At 66.5% G+C, this 15,865-nt stretch carries 14 protein-coding genes; 8 read left to right on the top strand and 6 right to left on the bottom strand.

Annotated features, from left to right (window positions below; all coding sequences use genetic code 11):
• Positions 1-1,188 (top strand): transposase (locus tag VB716_RS14380; protein WP_323270837.1); only part of this gene is annotated, 1,188 nt, incomplete at its 5' end.
• Between the two features lie 373 nt (positions 1,189-1,561).
• Here VB716_RS14380 and VB716_RS14375 read toward each other — a convergent pair.
• Positions 1,562-3,055 carry a mechanosensitive ion channel family protein gene (locus tag VB716_RS14375; RefSeq protein WP_323270836.1) on the bottom strand — a complete coding sequence of 498 codons (1,494 nt, stop codon included), beginning with the start codon at positions 3,053-3,055 and terminating at the stop codon, positions 1,562-1,564.
• A gap of 59 nt (positions 3,056-3,114) precedes the next feature.
• On the opposite strand from VB716_RS14375, the gene VB716_RS14370 reads away from it, so the two are divergent.
• Together VB716_RS14370 and VB716_RS14365 are read left to right on the top strand one after the other, a co-directional pair.
• On the top strand, positions 3,115-3,474 hold the full coding sequence (locus tag VB716_RS14370) for a DUF3307 domain-containing protein (protein WP_322758197.1): 360 nt from the start codon (positions 3,115-3,117) through the stop codon (positions 3,472-3,474).
• 15 nt (positions 3,475-3,489) lie between these two features.
• Complete coding sequence (locus VB716_RS14365) at positions 3,490-4,173, top strand: hypothetical protein (protein ID WP_322758196.1); 684 nt, start codon at positions 3,490-3,492, stop codon at positions 4,171-4,173.
• Here VB716_RS14365 and VB716_RS14360 read toward each other — a convergent pair.
• Both VB716_RS14360 and speA read right to left on the bottom strand, forming a co-directional pair.
• A complete protein-coding gene (locus VB716_RS14360) occupies positions 4,130-6,067 on the bottom strand; it encodes a CHASE2 domain-containing protein (RefSeq protein ID WP_323270835.1) in 1,938 nt (645 codons plus the stop codon). The genes VB716_RS14365 and VB716_RS14360 overlap by 44 nt on opposite strands.
• A gap of 729 nt (positions 6,068-6,796) precedes the next feature.
• Complete coding sequence (speA, locus tag VB716_RS14355) at positions 6,797-8,800, bottom strand: biosynthetic arginine decarboxylase (RefSeq protein ID WP_322758778.1); 2,004 nt, start codon at positions 8,798-8,800, stop codon at positions 6,797-6,799.
• Between the two features lie 188 nt (positions 8,801-8,988).
• Here speA and ndk point away from each other — a divergent pair, with 188 nt between their 5' ends.
• Together ndk and VB716_RS14345 are read left to right on the top strand one after the other, a co-directional pair.
• Positions 8,989-9,447: a nucleoside-diphosphate kinase gene (gene ndk, locus VB716_RS14350; protein WP_197158471.1), complete on the top strand. Its 459-nt coding sequence runs from the start codon at positions 8,989-8,991 to the stop codon at positions 9,445-9,447.
• Between the two features lie 207 nt (positions 9,448-9,654).
• On the top strand, positions 9,655-9,786 hold the full coding sequence (locus tag VB716_RS14345; protein WP_323248449.1) for a hypothetical protein: 132 nt from the start codon (positions 9,655-9,657) through the stop codon (positions 9,784-9,786).
• Between the two features lie 57 nt (positions 9,787-9,843).
• On the opposite strand, the gene VB716_RS14340 is transcribed toward VB716_RS14345, so the two are convergent.
• Positions 9,844-11,013: an FAD-dependent oxidoreductase gene (locus VB716_RS14340; RefSeq protein WP_416238121.1), complete on the bottom strand. Its 1,170-nt coding sequence runs from the start codon at positions 11,011-11,013 to the stop codon at positions 9,844-9,846.
• Positions 11,014-11,238: 225 nt separating this feature from the next.
• On the opposite strand from VB716_RS14340, the gene gatB reads away from it, so the two are divergent.
• The 3 genes from gatB to VB716_RS14325 all read left to right on the top strand — a co-directional run bounded on the left by gatB (position 11,239) and on the right by VB716_RS14325 (position 14,389).
• The gene (gene gatB / locus VB716_RS14335; RefSeq protein WP_197170925.1) at positions 11,239-12,732 is read left to right on the top strand and encodes an Asp-tRNA(Asn)/Glu-tRNA(Gln) amidotransferase subunit GatB; all 1,494 of its coding nucleotides are present in this window, start codon (positions 11,239-11,241) and stop codon (positions 12,730-12,732) included.
• A gap of 157 nt (positions 12,733-12,889) precedes the next feature.
• On the top strand, positions 12,890-13,156 hold the full coding sequence (locus VB716_RS14330) for a hypothetical protein (protein ID WP_197158465.1): 267 nt from the start codon (positions 12,890-12,892) through the stop codon (positions 13,154-13,156).
• Between the two features lie 288 nt (positions 13,157-13,444).
• A complete protein-coding gene (locus tag VB716_RS14325; RefSeq protein ID WP_323270833.1) occupies positions 13,445-14,389 on the top strand; it encodes a prolyl hydroxylase family protein in 945 nt (314 codons plus the stop codon).
• Here VB716_RS14325 and coaE read toward each other — a convergent pair.
• The gene (gene coaE, locus VB716_RS14320; RefSeq protein WP_323270832.1) at positions 14,383-15,042 is read right to left on the bottom strand and encodes a dephospho-CoA kinase; all 660 of its coding nucleotides are present in this window, start codon (positions 15,040-15,042) and stop codon (positions 14,383-14,385) included. The two genes, VB716_RS14325 and coaE, sit on opposite strands and share 7 nt — an antisense overlap.
• Positions 15,043-15,044: 2 nt before the next feature.
• On the bottom strand, positions 15,045-15,734 hold the full coding sequence (locus VB716_RS14315) for a zf-TFIIB domain-containing protein (RefSeq protein ID WP_323270831.1): 690 nt from the start codon (positions 15,732-15,734) through the stop codon (positions 15,045-15,047).
• Between the last annotated feature and the right edge of the window lie 131 nt (positions 15,735-15,865).

The following is a 15,865-nucleotide window of genomic DNA, read 5'->3' as shown; positions in this document are numbered from 1 at the left end:
ATCAGCGACTTCCGCCGCCGCCATCTTGGAGCCCTGGAGGAGCTGTTTGTGCAGATCCTGCGCCTGTGTCAGAAGGCCGGCATGGTGAGCCTGGGTCAGGTGGCGCTGGATGGCACCAAGGTGAAGGGCAATGCCTCCAAGCACAAGGCAATGAGTTACCAGCGGATGCTCAAATCCGAGAAGCAGTTGGAGCAGGAGATCAGGGAGCTGCTGCGCAAGGCCGAGATCCTCGACGCCCAAGAGGATGGCCGCTACGGCAAGGGCAAACGCGGCAGCGACCTACCTGAGGCACTGCGCCGCCGAGAAGACCGGCTGGAGAAGATTCGCCAGGCTCGCCGGGAACTGGAGGCTGAAACCGCGGCTGCCGCTGCACGTCAACGGCAGGAGCAGGCGGCAGCGGCCGTGAAGGCCGCGGAAGAGGCGCCCGAGCAGCAACGGCAAGAATGCAGCAAGACAGCCGATCGCGTAGTCGAGAAGGCAGCTGCGGCAAAAGACCTGGCGATCGCCAAGGCCAACGAGGCGGGCCTGGGACCACCTGATCTTGAGCCGCTGGCCGCCGATCAAATGCCCCATCGCGGCTTGGCGCACAAGGCTTGCGGCACACCGACAAAAGGCAGCCAGCGCAATTTCACTGATCCAGCCAGCCACATCATGAAGAGCGATGGGAACTGGATTCAGGGCTACAACTGCCAAGCAGCTGTGGATGGGGACTACCAGGTGATCGTGGCCATCGGCGTCAGCAACCAGCCGCCTGATGTGGAGCATCTCGAACCGATGCTTGAGCGCACCATTGCCAACACCACTCAGCTTCCGAAAACATTGATCGCGGATGCCGGCTACTGGAGCGAGGCCAACGCCGAGGCCTGCACGGCACGGGGCGTCGATCCCCACATCGCGACCGGCAGGGAGAAGTACGGCCAGCCTCCAGCACCAACCCGTGGCCCCATCCCCAAAAACCTGGATGCCAAGGGCCGGATGAACCGCAAGCTGTGCTGCAAGAAAGGACGCGAGATCTACGCCAGGCGCAAGACGATCGTGGAGCCCGTCTTTGGTCAGACCAAGGAATGCCGCGGGCTGCGCCGCTTTCTGCTGCGCGGCCTGGACAACGTGAACGGTGAATGGGCGCTCTGGTGCCTGACCCACAACATCAACAAGTTGTTCAGGTTCAAAGCAGCACTGGCAGCTTGAGGGGACAGCCCCTCTGGCTGCCTGCTGCAGCCGACGATTGGCCGGAATCACCGGCATTGAGATGCCGGTAACCAAGACCGTTGGTTCAGCAAGTGCTTGTACTCGCTGGCGCTGCTGGTTTTGGGCGACAAACTCCTAGCCCCGGTGGATTCATGCGAGGGCCGAAGTGCGAGTGCTGTGGGAGGGGATCCTGCAGGTGATCGTGCGCTCGGCTCTGCAGGATATCGATGTGAATGATCTGAGGGTCAGTCGGCTGTCGCAGGTGCAACCCCAGATCGAGCCCTTGCAGGTGTGTGTGCAAGGTGGTTGCCGGCCGATGCCGAAGCAGGGCATCGCGGCCAATGACGCCGCGCCCGCGCCGCCTGGCTCGCCATCAGCCCCGCAGAACGCCGAACAGCTGCCGCATCCGTTGCAGCACACTCACTTCCGTGGGTCGGTTGCACTGCTGCATCAGCTGATCGAGGCCTGCCTGCCGCTCCTGCACCATCCGGGCGATGCGCTCCAGAAGCACCGAATCCTTCTCCAGCAGCGGTTGGAGGTCACGCCGTTCCACCTCCAGCAGCAGGGTTTCACTGGTGGTTCGCACCGAGGCGCTGCGGGGCGCATCGGTGAAGAGGGTCATCTCGCCGAACACATCGCCCGGCCCGAGCGTCGCCACCCGGTGGCAGGTGGTACTCCCATCCAACTTGAGCACCTCCACAGACCCGAAGACGATCTTAAAAAGAGTGTCGCCACGATCGCCTTCGCGCACCACGGTTTCCCCTGGGCCGAAGCGCAGGCAGTGGCTTTCCCGGGCCAGGTGCTCCCGTTGGTCCGCGTCCAGGCTGCTGAAGAGGGTGTGCTCAGTCAGCAGCGCCATCCGTGCTTCCGAATCCAGAGGTTCCGCCGGAGGGGTGCCCCGGTCGGGCCGCTTGGGCCGCAGTTCGCGGACCGGATAGGGAACGCTGTGGCCGGCGCGCTTCAGGGCATACCAGATCTGGGAGAGCAGGTCGCTGCGCACGTCGTACCGGCTGGCGTCGGTGGCGTCGAAGTGCCACACCATCAGGTCGTAAACGATGGCGCTGTCGCCGTATTCGGCCACCCAGATCCGTGGGGGAGGATCGGCCAGCACCCGGGGATGCTCCTGCAGCACCGCCAGCATCAGCTGCTGCGCCTGGGCCGGCGGCAGGCTGTAATCCAGCCCCAGGCAGAAGCCGTTCCCCACCGGATCCTTCTGCCTGTACCGGCGCAGCACGGCCTGCGACACCGTGTCGTTCGGAACGACGACGCAAGCCCGATCCAAACTCATCAGGTGGGTGTTCATCAGCGTGAGTCCCACCACCGTGCCCTTCGCCTCGCCCAGGTCGATCCAGTCGCCTTCGCGGAAGGGAGGATCCAGCTGCAGAGTGATGCCGGCGAACAGGTCCTTGAGGGTTTCCTGCGCCGCCAGCCCCACCACGGCGGTGAGCACGGCAGAGGTGGTGATCAGCCCCACCAGATTGACGCCGGCGTAGTCACGCAGCACCAGCACGGTGACGGCCGCTGCCGCCAGCAGCAGCAGCAGATCCCGCAGGATCTTCGGAACAGGCGGCCACCAGCCAAGGGCCGGCGGAACCTGCAGACAGCCCCAGAGCGCCAGGCGGATCAGGGCATAGAGCACCGCCAGCGCACCGCCCGTGTCCAGCCAGCGCGCCATATCCAGGCCCAGCAGATCGATCCCCTGCAGGGGTCCGCGCAGCAGACTGGCGACGGCCTGGATCCCGAGTGCAACCAGCGGGAGAGCCAGGGGAAGAGGGGGCATGTGTGGCCGCCGCCGCACCATGGCGGCAAGGGCGAAAAGACCCACTGCCAGCCCGATCGTGAGAATGAGGCGGTCGAGGGCGGGCATGGCCATTGGTGCAAGCCGCGATCATTCTGGTGCGAATGTTCCCCATGTGCCGAGCGGTCGTGAATGATCCCGCAGTGACCTTCAACCTGTTTCTGATGCTCGCCATGGGGCATTTAGTGGGGGATTTCGCGCTGCAGAGCGATCGCATGGCGGTCGAGAAGTGCCCAGGCTGCGATGTGGTGCTCTCCTGGCGCTGGTGGCTCACCGCCCATGCCGCCATCCACGGCTTCCTGGTGGCCTGGATCACCGGCGTGCCACTGCTGGGTCTGGCGGAATGGGGAATCCACACGTTCATCGACCTGGGCAAGTGCCGCGGCCTGTACCGGCTCAACACCGATCAGTTTCTCCATATTCTCTGCAAAGCCCTGTGGGCGGGGCTGGCCACAATCCCTATGTTTGCTTCAGGGTGGAGGGGATGAGAGAGGCTCGAATCCATGGCAGGTCGCCCTGAAGGCAATCCATCCACCTCCAGGCCTTTGATCCGGCAGCGCCACGCCCTTCTAACTGGCCTGCTGTTATTGGTGGCTGCCAGCCAGCTGCCGGAGGTACTGGCCCAGTCATCCCTGCGGTCCACGTTCCCCGGACGACGCGTCGGAGGAGGAACTCGCGGCGAGTGCAGTTCCAGGCTGGTGGCCAACCTGGTGCCCACCACCAGCGTGTTCGCGCCGGGCTCGTCCCTCCAGATCGGTCTGCTGGAAGGGCCGACCGCCAACCCGCGTCCCGTGCGCCTCTCCTTCCGTCCGCTCAACAGCGATGCCGCCCACTCGTCGGGTGTCGAGCGGCTGCTGCCGGCGTCTCCTGCGGGTGTCACCCTGCTCGCTGTGTCGGCACTGAAAGTGCCCACCGTTTGGGAATCGGCCTACAAATGCGAGGAAGGCAGTGCCACCGCAGCCAATAATCCCCTGGCCTTCGTCCAGTCGGAATCTCCGCCAGCGGTGAGCCTGCTGGTGGCTGATAACGACAGCACGCCGGAGGACAAGCCCCTGCAGACTGCCCTGCAGCAACTGCGCAGGTTCTGTGGCTCCACCGTGCCGCGGGCCCAGGTGGCCAAGGCCTTCGGGATGACGGATGTGGTCAATGGGGAGTGGCCGGCGGAGCTGCCGGTGCGCTGTCTCTGAGCGCTGCGCCGCGCAGCTCCCAGATGTCGAGTGGCTCCTGCCGGCCCTTCACCTGCAGCTCGCCCCAGTGCTCCCACTCCAGGGCCCAGTCTTCAGGCAGTAGCGCCCGGGTCGCCGATGACACCAGCACCCGGCAGATGTTGTCCTGGCGGGTTTTGTCGATGCTCTCCAGCCGGGAGGCGCAGTTCACGGTGTCGCCGATCACGGCATATTCCAGGCGTTCACTGCTGCCCATCGAACCGGCCAGCACTTCCCCGGAGTGGATGCCGATGCGCAGGTGCATCGCCGGGGCCCCTTCGCGGGCCAGCTCCTGGTTGATGGTGTCCAGGCCGTTCTGGATGTCCAGGGCGGTTTCGATCGCGGCACGGGCATCGGCCCTGGGGCTGTTGCTCACCGGTGCTCCGAACACGGCCAGGAAGCCGTCGCCGGTGAACTTGTTCACCATGCCGCCCCGTTTGGTGATCGCCGGAACGCAGTAGGCCATCCCCCGGTTCAGCCAGCTGAGCAGTTCAGCTGGCTGGAGCTGCTCGGACACGCTGGTGAAGCTGCAGGTATCGGAGAACAGAATCGTGACCGGCAGCTGGCGGCCCTCGAAGCGTCCGTCGCTCAGCAACTCCTCTCGCTGCTCCCAGAGCTGCTTGGCCACCGCCGGGGAGGTGGTCTGGCCCAGCAGCCGCTGAATCTGCTGGCGTTGCTGCTGGCTGGCGGCGCCGCGGCGCAACCAGCCGGCACCGGCCATCAGAGAGAGGCCGGCCAGGGGGGTGACGGCACCGATCCAGGCGTGCTGAAGCCAAAGCAGTGCCATCAGCCCCCCGGCCAGTCCCAGCCCCACCAGAGCCACCGCCACCACACTGCGCCGCAGGGTCCTGAAGGCCTCCCCGAGGCCGATCCCGAGCACCACGGCCAGCAGTTCCAGGGCCAGGTCCAGCTGGCCTGAAGAGGTCCAGACATGCAGCCGCAGATCGCCATTCTGTCGTTCCAGCAGGGCCGCCACCCGCAGGGCATGGATCTCCACGCCTGGCATCAGCAGCTGCTTGGCACCACTGGTGAAGCGGGTGTGGGGAATCTCGAACAGATCCCGCAGGGATGGCGCCGTGCTGCCGATCAGCACGATGTGACCCTGGATCTGCGTCGCCGGCACCTGGCCCGCCAGCAGGGCCTGCAGATTCCAGGTGGGAAAGCTGCCCGGTTGGCGGAACGGCAGCATCTGCTGGTAGCCCGCTGCATCGAGCCCGCGGTATCCGCCGGACTCGCTCTCCAGCCAGGGGCCAGGCGCCGAGCCCTGATCGAGAGTGCCGCGCAGGGTCTTGCTGCCGCTGGCCACCTCCGCCAGCCGCAAGGCCAGGGACACGGTGGCTTCATCCTGCCCGGCCACGTGGACCAGATCGCGGCGCATCACCCCATCGGCATCCACCACCAGATCGTTGAAGCTCTGCCGTTCGGGGGGAGCTCCGGGGATCGGCTCGATGCCCTCGGCCACGTTGAAGATCGTGACCAGACGGTGCTCGCTCTGCACCAGCTGCCGCAGGCAGGCCTGGTTCGGCCCCATGCCTTTGTCGCGGTACAGATCCAGGCCGATCGCCACCGCCCCCTCCTGCCCCAGCCGCTCGATGGCCCGGCAGAGCAGGCCATCCTCGATCGGCCAGCCGTAGGCCTGGATGTCGGACTCATCCAGGCCGATCATGGTGATCGGCAGATCCTTGCCAGCCGGCGCCGGGCGTTGACTGGTGACCAGGTCGTAGAGGAGGAGATCAAGGGTTTCGGCGATCCGGCTGCGCTGCAGGCCCAGCAGCAGCAGGGCCGCCATGCCGTAGGGGGCCATGCCCTTGAGCAGGGTCAGGATGCGGCTGCGGATCCGATCACGGCTCGGCAGGGCAAAACTCCAGCGACCCATGCCGTCGATCTTTCAGAGGAGGAATGCCCCGATTCTGGCGCCTATGTCCGATGCTGCCGCCATCGGTAGGACTGGACAGGCTGGGCAATCCAGGAGATCGCCTTGCATTGGACAGTGTTGGAACGGTTCCTGCAGCTCCTGAAGAGCAGCCCATCAATATCCACCCATCCTTCAGCCATCGAACGGCTCGATGCTGTGCTGGCGGGCGGCGACTCCGCGGAGGATCTGTCGGTGCTATCGCGCTTCATGGCAATCGCCGATATCATCAAGTCCCTGAAAATAGCTGATCGATCCCGTTGGCCATACCCGTAGCATAGGCCTGGCTCGGCTATTTCTTCCTCACCGGTCTGTCGAGCCTCGACTACCGCCTCACCGATGGCTGGGCTGGATCCCGAGGGGGAAATTGCCATTCACAAGGAGAGCGGACTGGAGCGTCTGTGCGGCTGACATAATCAGTTCGTCTTTCGTCCGTCGGAAGTGAGGCCGGAAGTGATGCCGGAAGCCTCCCCTCTGCCAGCGCTGTCAGGTGGGCGGATCATCTTCGGCTCACTGAATCATCTCCAGATGTTGAATCCTGCGATGGTGGCGGTGTTGCGTCGCCTCTTGCTCCAGTGCAAGAGCTGCACGCTGCTGCGGTACAGACAGGTCACCGATCCCTGCTGGCGCGGCCGATGGGAAAAGCTACGCGGCTTGCGGGCCTGCCTGGGCTGTTGCTAGCGCTGGACACCGTCAGCTCTGCAGGTAGGTGGTCTGGCGCAGGCTGGTTTCAAGGTGATCCATCAGGCGGCGCACTTCGCTGATCCGCAGGTCGCCGCGGCCGATCGCCGCCTCGCTGGCCACCCGCAGCCGCTCCAGCAGCAGCTCCGGGTCGTGTTCCATCGCCTCGAGCACCTCGGCGTTGGTGTTGCCGCGCACCACATGGTCGACTCGGTAGCCGCCGCCGGCCCCGAGGCGGATGTGCACGGCATCGGTGCTGCCGAACAGGTTGTGCAGGTTTCCCATCACCTCCTGGTAGGCCCCCGCCAGGAACAGTCCGATCCAGTAGGGCTCACCGGGATTCAGATCGTGCAGTTCCAACAGGGGCTTCACCTGGCCGCGGTCGATGAAGCGGGCCAGCTTGCCGTCTGAATCACAGGTGAGGTCAGCGAAGCTGCCCAGCCGGTCGGGCCGTTCGTCGAGCCGGTGGATCGGCATCACCGGGAAGAGCTGATCAATCGCCCAGGTGTCGGGAGCGGAGCGGAACACCGAGAGATTGGCGTAGTAGGTGCTGGCCAGGGCCGCCCGCAGGGCGCGCAGATCCTCGGGGATCGGCCCGCTGGCCGGCAGCTGCCCGGCGATGGCCTCGGCGCAGGCCCAGCTGAGCTGTTCGGCCATGGCCCGCTCCGGCAGGCTGAGGTAGCCGAGCCGGAAGGCGGCCAGAGCGTCGTCGCGGAACTTGATCGCGTCGTTCCAGGCCTCCTGCAGCCGCTCCAGCGGGGGAACGTCCCCGGGTTCAGCAGTGGTTGCGGCGGTGGTGTCGAGGCCTGGGGCTTCAGCCTTGGCTTCGCTGTCCCTGCCCTGCACGACCCCCGTGATGCCGGCCAGGGTGTCGCGCAGGTTGCGCACGATCAGCGGTTCGTTCTCCTGCGGCGGCGGCACGGTTCCCGGCACGCCGCTGCGGCCGAGCACATCGAACACCAGCACCGAGAAATGACTGGCGATGGCGCGGCCGCTCTCGCTCACCAGGGTGGGGAGCGGAATCCCGTGCGGTTCGCAGCACTCCCGCACCGTGGCCACCACGTCGTTGGCGTAGTTCTGCAGGGAGTAGTTGGTCGAGGCGGCGGTGGCGGTGCGGCTGCCGTCGTAGTCGATGCCGAGGCCGCCGCCCACATCGAGGAACCCCATCGGGGCCCCCAGTCGGACCAGCTGCAGATAGATCTGCCCGGCTTCCTGCAGGGCGTCCTTGAGGACGGCGATGTCGTTGATCTGGCTGCCGACGTGGAAGTGCAGCAGCTTCAGATCCCCCAGCAGGTCGGCCTTGCGCAAGGCCTCCACCGTGGCCAGCACATCCGGGATCGACAGGCCGAACTTGGCCTTCTCCCCCACCGAACTGCCCCAGCGGCCGGTGCTGCGGGTGGAGAGCTTGGCCCGGATGCCCAGGAAGGGAGCAGCCCCCAGCTCCTGGCTGGCGCGAATGATCCGTTCCACTTCATCGGCCTGCTCGATCACCACCACCGGCTGGCGACCGAGACGCCGGGCCAGGATCGCCGTCTCGATATAGCGCTGGTCCTTGTAGCCGTTGCAGATCAGCAGGGCCTCGGGGTCGTCGAGCAGCGACAGGGCAATCAGCAGTTCGGCCTTGCTGCCGGCCTCCAGGCCGAAGTGCCAGCGCCGTCCGCTCTCCACCAGCTGCTCCACCACATGGCGTTGCTGGTTGCACTTCACCGGGAAGACGCCCTGGTAACGCCCGGCGTAGCCGTACTGGGCGATGGCGCGGGCGAAGGCGGCATGGAGGCGCTCCAGCCGGTCTTCGAGGATGTCGTCGAAGCGGATCAGCAGGGGCAGCGACAGGTTGCGGCCCTGCAGCCCCTGCACCAGCTCGACCAGATCCAGGGATCCGCCCCTCTCCCCCTGGGGCTGCACCAGCACATGGCCGCGGGCATTCACCGAAAAGTAGGGATCGCCCCAGCCGTCGAGGCCGTAAAGGGAGGCGCTGTCGGCGGGGGTCCAGGTGGGAGACCCGGACGCCGCCATGGCCAGCTCGCCGGCGAGGGAGGGTTGGGCGAGCACCATGGAAACGGCGACGGAGCAGCAGGCGAAATCTAGGCAGTGCGGACCTGAAGCCCTGAGCGGCGGCCGCGGGACCGGTTGGCTGAAGCGGTGTGCTTGCCAAGCGGCAGGGCCGGCGCGGACGATGGGCCCGATCCGATGTTTCCGACTTCATGGCTGCCGAACGCACCTTTGTTGCCATCAAGCCCGATGGCGTGCAGCGCGGCCTGGTGGGCGAGATCCTCGGCCGCTTCGAGCGCAAGGGTTTCAAGCTGGTGGGCCTCAAGCAGCTCACCCCCAGCCGTGAGCTGGCAGAGAACCACTACGGCGTGCACCGTGAGCGCCCGTTCTTCGCCGGCCTGGTGGAGTTCATCACCAGCGGCCCTGTGGTGGCGATGGTGTGGGAAGGCGATGGCGTGATCGCCAGCGCCCGCAAGCTGATTGGTGCCACCAAGCCCCTCGAGGCTGAGCCCGGCACCATCCGCGGTGACCTGGCGGTGAACATCGGCCGCAATGTGATCCATGGCTCCGATGCCCCGGAAACCGCTGAGTTTGAGATCGGCCTGTGGTTCCAGCCCTCGGAGCTGAGCGAGTGGACCCCTTCCGACCAGCCGTGGCGTACCGAAGGCTGAGGCTGCCGCCTCGTTACGCAAGGCGGTGAATGGGCCCTCTCCCCGTGCTGAGCACCCAGCACCCAGCACCCCGGACACCTGCAAGTGCAGCTGGCCAGTGGAGGCAGCCTCCGACTCCGTATCGCGGGGGAACTGGGCCTCAAGCCACGTCCATGGGAGATGGCCCCGTTGGCGGCGGTCCAGCTGTAGGGCACCGGTCCACCACTGGTGAGTGTCAGTCGCGGCCGTCGGGTGGTGCTGTTCAACGGTCTGGTGGGCGTCGTGCCGCTGGGGCGGTCCGATGGTGAAGTGTTGGCCCGAGCCTGTACCGGTGTTCGGATTGCGGGCCTTCGCCATTGAGGGGGCATCGCCCCGCCCACCTGAGCAGGGGGCTGCGCGATGCAGGGATGGAGAGCTTCACCCTGGCGGCTGAACCGGAGCCGCGTTCACCGTGCCTGACTGCCGGGCGCTCTGGGGAGAGGCACCAGGAGGAGAGACCGAAGGCGCCATGAAGCGGTCCCAACGAAACGCCTCCAGCAGGCAGGACCTGATGCCTGCGGGCAGGTCCTGCTCGACTGACTGGCCCTCCGGATCCAGGGCAACGCCCAGCAGTTCCGCCGTGATCGCTGCCAGCAGCACGCCATTGCGGTGGTGGCCGGTGGCGAGCCAGAGCCCCTCGATCGGACTCGGGCCCAGCAGCGGCGCCTGATCCGGGGTGCAGGGGCGAAACCCCCACCAACGCTCCATGGGGGGCCACTGGCTCGCCTGAGGCAGCAAGGCCGCGATGCCGTCCTGCAACTGGCGTTGCCCGAAGGGCGTCAGCCCGTCGGCGAAGCCCGCCTCCGGCTCGCTGGTGGCTCCCACCACCAGCAGCCCGTCGTGCCGCGGCACCAGGTAGGTGCCCGGGCCGAAGATCACCCGCTGCAGGGCCTGGCGCGGCCCCTGCAGCGACAGCATCTGCCCCTTGACCGGAAACACGGGCAGCTGGGGCAGCAGCCTGGCGCTCCAGGCCCCGCCCGTGAGCACGGCGCGGCGGGCCGGCAACTGGCGCTCGTCTCCTTCGGCCGTCCGCAGGCGCACTCCCGCCAGGGCGCCACGGCCGTTCTGCTGCAGCTCCAGCACCTCGCTGCCCTCCTGGAAGGCCACACCCAGGGCCACGCAGGCCCGCTCCAGGGCGCGCATCAGCCGGCGGCGGTTGTCGATCTGGCCGTCCTGCTCAAACAGCAGACCCGCCTGCCAGCGAGGGCCGATGCCGGGTGCTTCGCGCTCCAGGGCAGCGCGGTCGAGGGGTTGGCCCCAGGCAGCCGTGGGGTAGCGGTCCCGTTCGGCGATGGTGGGGAAGGGAACCACAATGCCGCAGGGCCGCAGGCCGCAGGAGCTGCCGCCGTCCGCTTCGATCTGGGCGACCCAGGCAGGGATCCGCTGCAGTGACTGCTGACCCAGCTCCAGCAGGCTGCCCTGCAATCCTTCGGCGTGGGGCGCCAGCATGCCGGCGGCCACGAAGCCGGCGGCTTCGCTGCGGCGCCGGCTGAGCACCAGCACCGCTGTGCCGCGGCGGGCGAGCTGATGGGCGATGGCCAGGCCCATCAGCCCACCACCCAGGATCAGCACGGGGTCGCGGTCGGCAGCCGCCTGGTCCACGGGAACGTCTGGAATCGGGCTCTCCAGTGTTCCAGCTGGGCCCCGCAGGGCGCGAGTCATGCACCCACCGCTCGGCGCATGCACCGCACAGCGCTGCGATCACGACCCGCCCGGAGGCTCCAGCGGCGCTCCCCATAGGATCAGCCCACGCATGGGATCTGGAGAACGGTGATGGCAGGGGCTGCTGCAAAGGCCACGGCTGAGGCTGCCTGGGAGGCGGTGATCGGCCTCGAGACCCACGTGCAGCTGGGCACCGACAGCAAGATCTTCACCTGCGCTTCCACCGCCTTCGGCGACGACCCCAACACCCATATCGATCCGGTGGTGTGCGGCTTGCCCGGCACCCTGCCGGTACTCAACCAGCGGGTGCTCGAGTATGCGGTGAAGGCCGCCATGGCCCTCAACCTCAGGATCGCCGAGCACAGCAAGTTCGATCGCAAGCAATATTTCTATCCCGATCTACCGAAGAACTATCAGATATCCCAGTACGACGAACCCATCGCCGAAAATGGCTGGATCGAAGTGGAGGTGGCTGAGAAGGGTAAGGAAACCTACCTGAAAACAATCGGCATCGAGCGGCTTCACATGGAGGAAGATGCCGGCAAGCTCGTGCATGCCGGCAGTGATCGCCTGGCTGGCTCCACCCATTCACTGGTGGATTACAACCGCGCCGGGGTGGCATTGGCGGAAATCGTCAGCAAGCCTGATCTACGCACCGGCCGTGAGGCCGCTGAGTATGCCTCCGAGATTCGCAGGATCATGCGTTATCTGGGCGTCAGCGACGGCAACATGCAGGAGGGTTCCCTGCGCTGCGACGTGAACATCTCCGTGCGCCGCGGACCCGATGCCCCCTTCGGCACAAAGGTGGAGATCAAGAACATGAACTCTTTCTCTGCCATTCAGAAGGCGATTGAGTATGAGATTCAGCGGCAGATCAAGGCCTATGAGGCCGGCGAGCCGGTGGTGCAGGAAACCCGCCTCTGGGACGAAGCCAAGCAGCTCACCAAGAGCATGCGCAGCAAGGAAGGTGCCAGCGACTACCGCTACTTTCCTGACCCCGATCTTGGACCGATCGAGGTGAGCGCGGAGCAGCGGGAATCCTGGCGCGCCGAGCTTCCCGAACTTCCAGCCGCGAAGCGCCATCGCTACGCCGATCAGCTCGGCCTTTCGATCTACGACGCCCGCGTGCTCACCGATGAGCGCGCCATGGCCGAATATTTTGAAGCCGCCGTGGCTGCCGGGGGAGATCCCAAAGCCGTGACCAACTGGGTGACCGGTGACATTGCCGCGTACGTGAATGCCAACCGACTCCTGATCACCGAACTGCCGTTTCAGGCTGCCCAGCTGGCCGAGATGGTTCAGATGATCGAATCCGGAGTGATCAGCGGCAAGATCGCCAAGGAGATTCTGCCCGAACTGCTCGAGAAAGGCGGCTCACCCAAGGCGATCGTGGCGGAGCGTGGCCTTGGCATGATCAGTGATCCAGCGGCGATCACCGCCATTGTGGAGGAGCTGCTGGCAGCCCATCCCACCGAAGTCGAAGCCTTCCGGGGCGGCAAGAACAAACTCCAGGGCTTTTTCGTGGGCCAGCTGATGAAGAAGACTGGCGGCAAAGCCGATCCAAAGCTGGCCAACCAGATCCTGCTGGAGAAGCTGAAGGGCTGAGGCTTCAGGGAATACCCTTGCTCAACGCCATCTCTGGACGATCATCAAGAGATTGATCGTCGCCCAGCGGTGTTAACGACCCATACGAGCATCAAAGGTGGCGGCTGATAGCGACCACAATGGCTGAAATCCATTCTGATTTCATAGCAACCCCACCATGAGCGAGCACACCGATCAGAAACCGACTTCGCGGGAAATGGTCCGTGCCCATGCAGGCATCGTTCTTCAGCTGATCACAACAGTCAGCGCCGTTGTCATGGCTGCATCCCTGGTGCCCCTTGCCCGGCAGGCGAAAATCTGGGATGCCTGCTATTCCACGTCAGTGCAGTGGCACTCGCAGAGTACGCCGGATGACAACAGGGAAGTGATCAAGGCCTGGGCGACACGCTTCTGCAATGGCGGCTCCCTGAGGCCCAGAGAGTGACGTCCAAATCCCAGCAGGTGGTGAGCCTCTCTGGATGGAGCATTGCGTTGCCATCGAGAGCTGGCCCGCATCCATGCAGACGCGGCGATCGCGTTCTCGGTCGAGCCCGTGGCCTGGTGGGCGAGGTTCATCGTTTCTGCAGCTACGACGTGATCGTGGCTTCCGGGGAGCTGGGCCCCGAGGCCTGCGTGACACGGATGATCTCCGCTCTGACGGAGAGCTGAGCCTGCGGGCGTGCAGACGGCCTGCCAGTCCAGCAACCTGGAACAGTGTCTTGCAGAGTGAGCCGTGGCAACGATTCCTCCAGAGTGGCAGGAGTGGTTCCGGCTCAACCGCGACCGCGGCTGCGACCGCCTCGGACTGATCGAGCGGGGACTGGCCCAGGGCTTCACGGCGGAAGCCATCACCGCCGTCCTGGAGGGAGAGGCTCCATCCAGGACATGCCTTCGCTTGCCAGGGGCGGTACCGGCGGAGCCATCTCCGGGAGCTCCTCAGGCATCCTGGCTTCACTGGTTCCAGGCCCGCCTCACCGATCCACGCCAGCATCCCCGCGCCTGGCGTCTCGATACCCCGCTGGCACAGGTGTACGAGATCCCTGGGTTCCTCTCGGCGGAGGAGTGCGACGTGATCCGGGTGGCGATCGATGGATCCCTGCAACCATCCACCGTGACCCAGGGGCCGGCGGACTATCGAACCAGCCGCACCTGTCACCTGCGGGATGGTGATCGCGCTCTGGCTGCGGATCTCGATCGACGCCTGGCGGAGCTGCTGGGTGTGGATCCGGCCTTCTCGGAGGGGCTGCAGGGGCAGCGCTACGGAGTGGGGGAGTACTTCCGCGAGCACACCGACTGGTTCACCCCCGGCACCGAGGAATACCGGCACCACACCCGCCCCGGGGGGCAGCGCACCTGGACGGTGATGATCTACCTCAATGCCGTGGAGGCCGGCGGCGAAACCCGCTTCCGCCTGCTGGATCGCTCCTTCACGCCGGTGCAGGGGCTGGCCCTGGCCTGGAACAATCTGATGGCCGATGGATCCCCCAACCCCTACGTGCTCCATGAAGCTCTGCCGGTGCGGCAAGGCTGCAAGTACGTGATCACCAAGTGGTTTCGCGCTGAGCAGGGGCGTCATTGCGGAGGACCCGACTCAGGGCGCTGGGACCGGGGAGAACCCGTGGTGGCGATCCCGGAACGCAGTCGCCTGCCTGGAACCGCACCCCTCCCGTTTCACTGACTCTGACCAGCCGCCGCGAGGGCCCGTTCCACCGCTGTGGTGAGCGCATCGCTCGTTCCCCGGTTGTCGATCAGACGGTCTGCCAGGGCCCGCTTGCGCTCCAGGGGCCACTGGGCGTGGATGCGACGAAGGGCCTCCGCCTCCGCTAGCCCGTCGCGGTGGAGCAGGCGCTGCCTCTGCTCGGCTGCGTCGCAATCCACCAGCCATATCTCGCTGCAGAGGTTGTCGAGACCTGCTTCAAACAGCAGCGGGATCATCAGCACCACCACAGGTTCAGCCGCCAGCCGCCGCAGCTCCTGATCGAACCGGGTTCTGACCCGCGGATGCACCAGCTGCTCCAGCCAGAGGCGCTCGGCCGCATCAGCAAAGACGATCCTGCCGAGGGCGGCGCGATCGATCGCTGCGGTGCCGTTGCTGCTGGTTTTGGCCCTCACCACCGGGCCATAGCGCGCCAACACGGCCTCCGCCCCGACACTCCCAGCGGCCAGGGCCTCGCGGGCGTAGGTGTCGGCATCCAGCACCGGCAGTCCGAAGCTTTCAGCCAGGATCAGTCCCACCGTGCTCTTGCCGGTGGCGATGCCGCCGGTGAGCCCGATCCGCCGCTGCTGGCCCCGCCACCGCTCCCCCCGCGATCGGTTGCTGGGGCCGGCCATGGTCAGCCCCCCAGCAGGCGCTGCAACCCTCGGGTCAGCAAGGTGGTGAGGTCGGCGTCCAGCCAGTCGTTCTGGCCGCGGCCGGGCTCCAGGTTCTGCAGCTCCTGTTCGGCGGCGCGGCGTTCGACCTCCTCCTGCCGCCGGCGCCGCTCCTGTTCCCGTTGCTCCTCCTCCATGCGGGCGGCGTGGTGCAGCAGTCCGCCCGCATGGGCCCACTCCATCAACTGGCGCAGTTCGCCGGCATCGAGCCAGAGCCCGTGGTCGCGGCAGCGGTCCACGATCACGCCACTGCGCTTGCCGTAGAGGCTGCGGTTCATCAGGTCGTCGCAGACGGGGCAGTGGCGGTAGCGCAGCGGTGGGCTGCTGCCGGCTGCCTGCTCCACCAGGCTGTTCAGCCTGGGGCCGTCGATGTCGATCGAGGGTCGTACCGCCTGGCTCAGCAGCTGCTCCAGCACGCCGTGGCCCAGGAACAGCCCCAGGCAGGTGTGGCAGCGGCCCACCACCAGCGGCGGATCGCCCCCCAGCCGCAGCTCCTCCAGGGACTGGCGGCAATCCGGGCAGCTGAGATCCTGCATCGGGCCGATCGATTCGGCCTGCACCCAGCTCTGCAGGTCCACGTCCTGGCGGCTGCCGCAGTAGGCGCAGACCACCGCCTGGGGGGGCAGGGGTGCGGCGCAGCAGGCGCACTTCATGGCTCTGGTCCTGCCGGCGGCACCGGCGGCGGCGGGGGTGGTGGCGCCTGCAGCAGCACCGCCAGCTCGGGCAGATCGGCGGCCCGTTGCCAGGTCTCCAGGCCCGGATGCCACAGCAGGCTGGCGGCTGT

The organism is Synechococcus sp. CCY9201, from assembly GCF_034931105.1.
Classification (GTDB): Bacteria; Cyanobacteriota; Cyanobacteriia; order PCC-6307; family Cyanobiaceae; genus CBW1002.
This window is presented reverse-complemented; position numbering and strand designations above follow the sequence as displayed.

Coding starts and splice junctions, on each gene's coding strand:
- VB716_RS14315 (WP_323270831.1), bottom strand. CDS start 15,734: ATGAAGTGCGCCTGCTGCGCCGCACCCCTGCCCCCCCAGGCGGTGGTC.
- VB716_RS14330 (WP_197158465.1), top strand. CDS start 12,890: ATGAGCGAGCACACCGATCAGAAACCGACTTCGCGGGAAATGGTCCGT.
- VB716_RS14340 (WP_416238121.1), bottom strand. CDS start 11,013: ATGGGCCTGGCCATCGCCCATCAGCTCGCCCGCCGCGGCACAGCGGTG.
- ndk (WP_197158471.1), top strand. CDS start 8,989: ATGGCTGCCGAACGCACCTTTGTTGCCATCAAGCCCGATGGCGTGCAG.
- VB716_RS14365 (WP_322758196.1), top strand. CDS start 3,490: ATGGCAGGTCGCCCTGAAGGCAATCCATCCACCTCCAGGCCTTTGATC.
- coaE (WP_323270832.1), bottom strand. CDS start 15,042: ATGGCCGGCCCCAGCAACCGATCGCGGGGGGAGCGGTGGCGGGGCCAG.
- VB716_RS14375 (WP_323270836.1), bottom strand. CDS start 3,055: ATGCCCGCCCTCGACCGCCTCATTCTCACGATCGGGCTGGCAGTGGGT.
- VB716_RS14360 (WP_323270835.1), bottom strand. CDS start 6,067: ATGGGTCGCTGGAGTTTTGCCCTGCCGAGCCGTGATCGGATCCGCAGC.
- gatB (WP_197170925.1), top strand. CDS start 11,239: ATGGCAGGGGCTGCTGCAAAGGCCACGGCTGAGGCTGCCTGGGAGGCG.
- speA (WP_322758778.1), bottom strand. CDS start 8,800: ATGGCGGCGTCCGGGTCTCCCACCTGGACCCCCGCCGACAGCGCCTCC.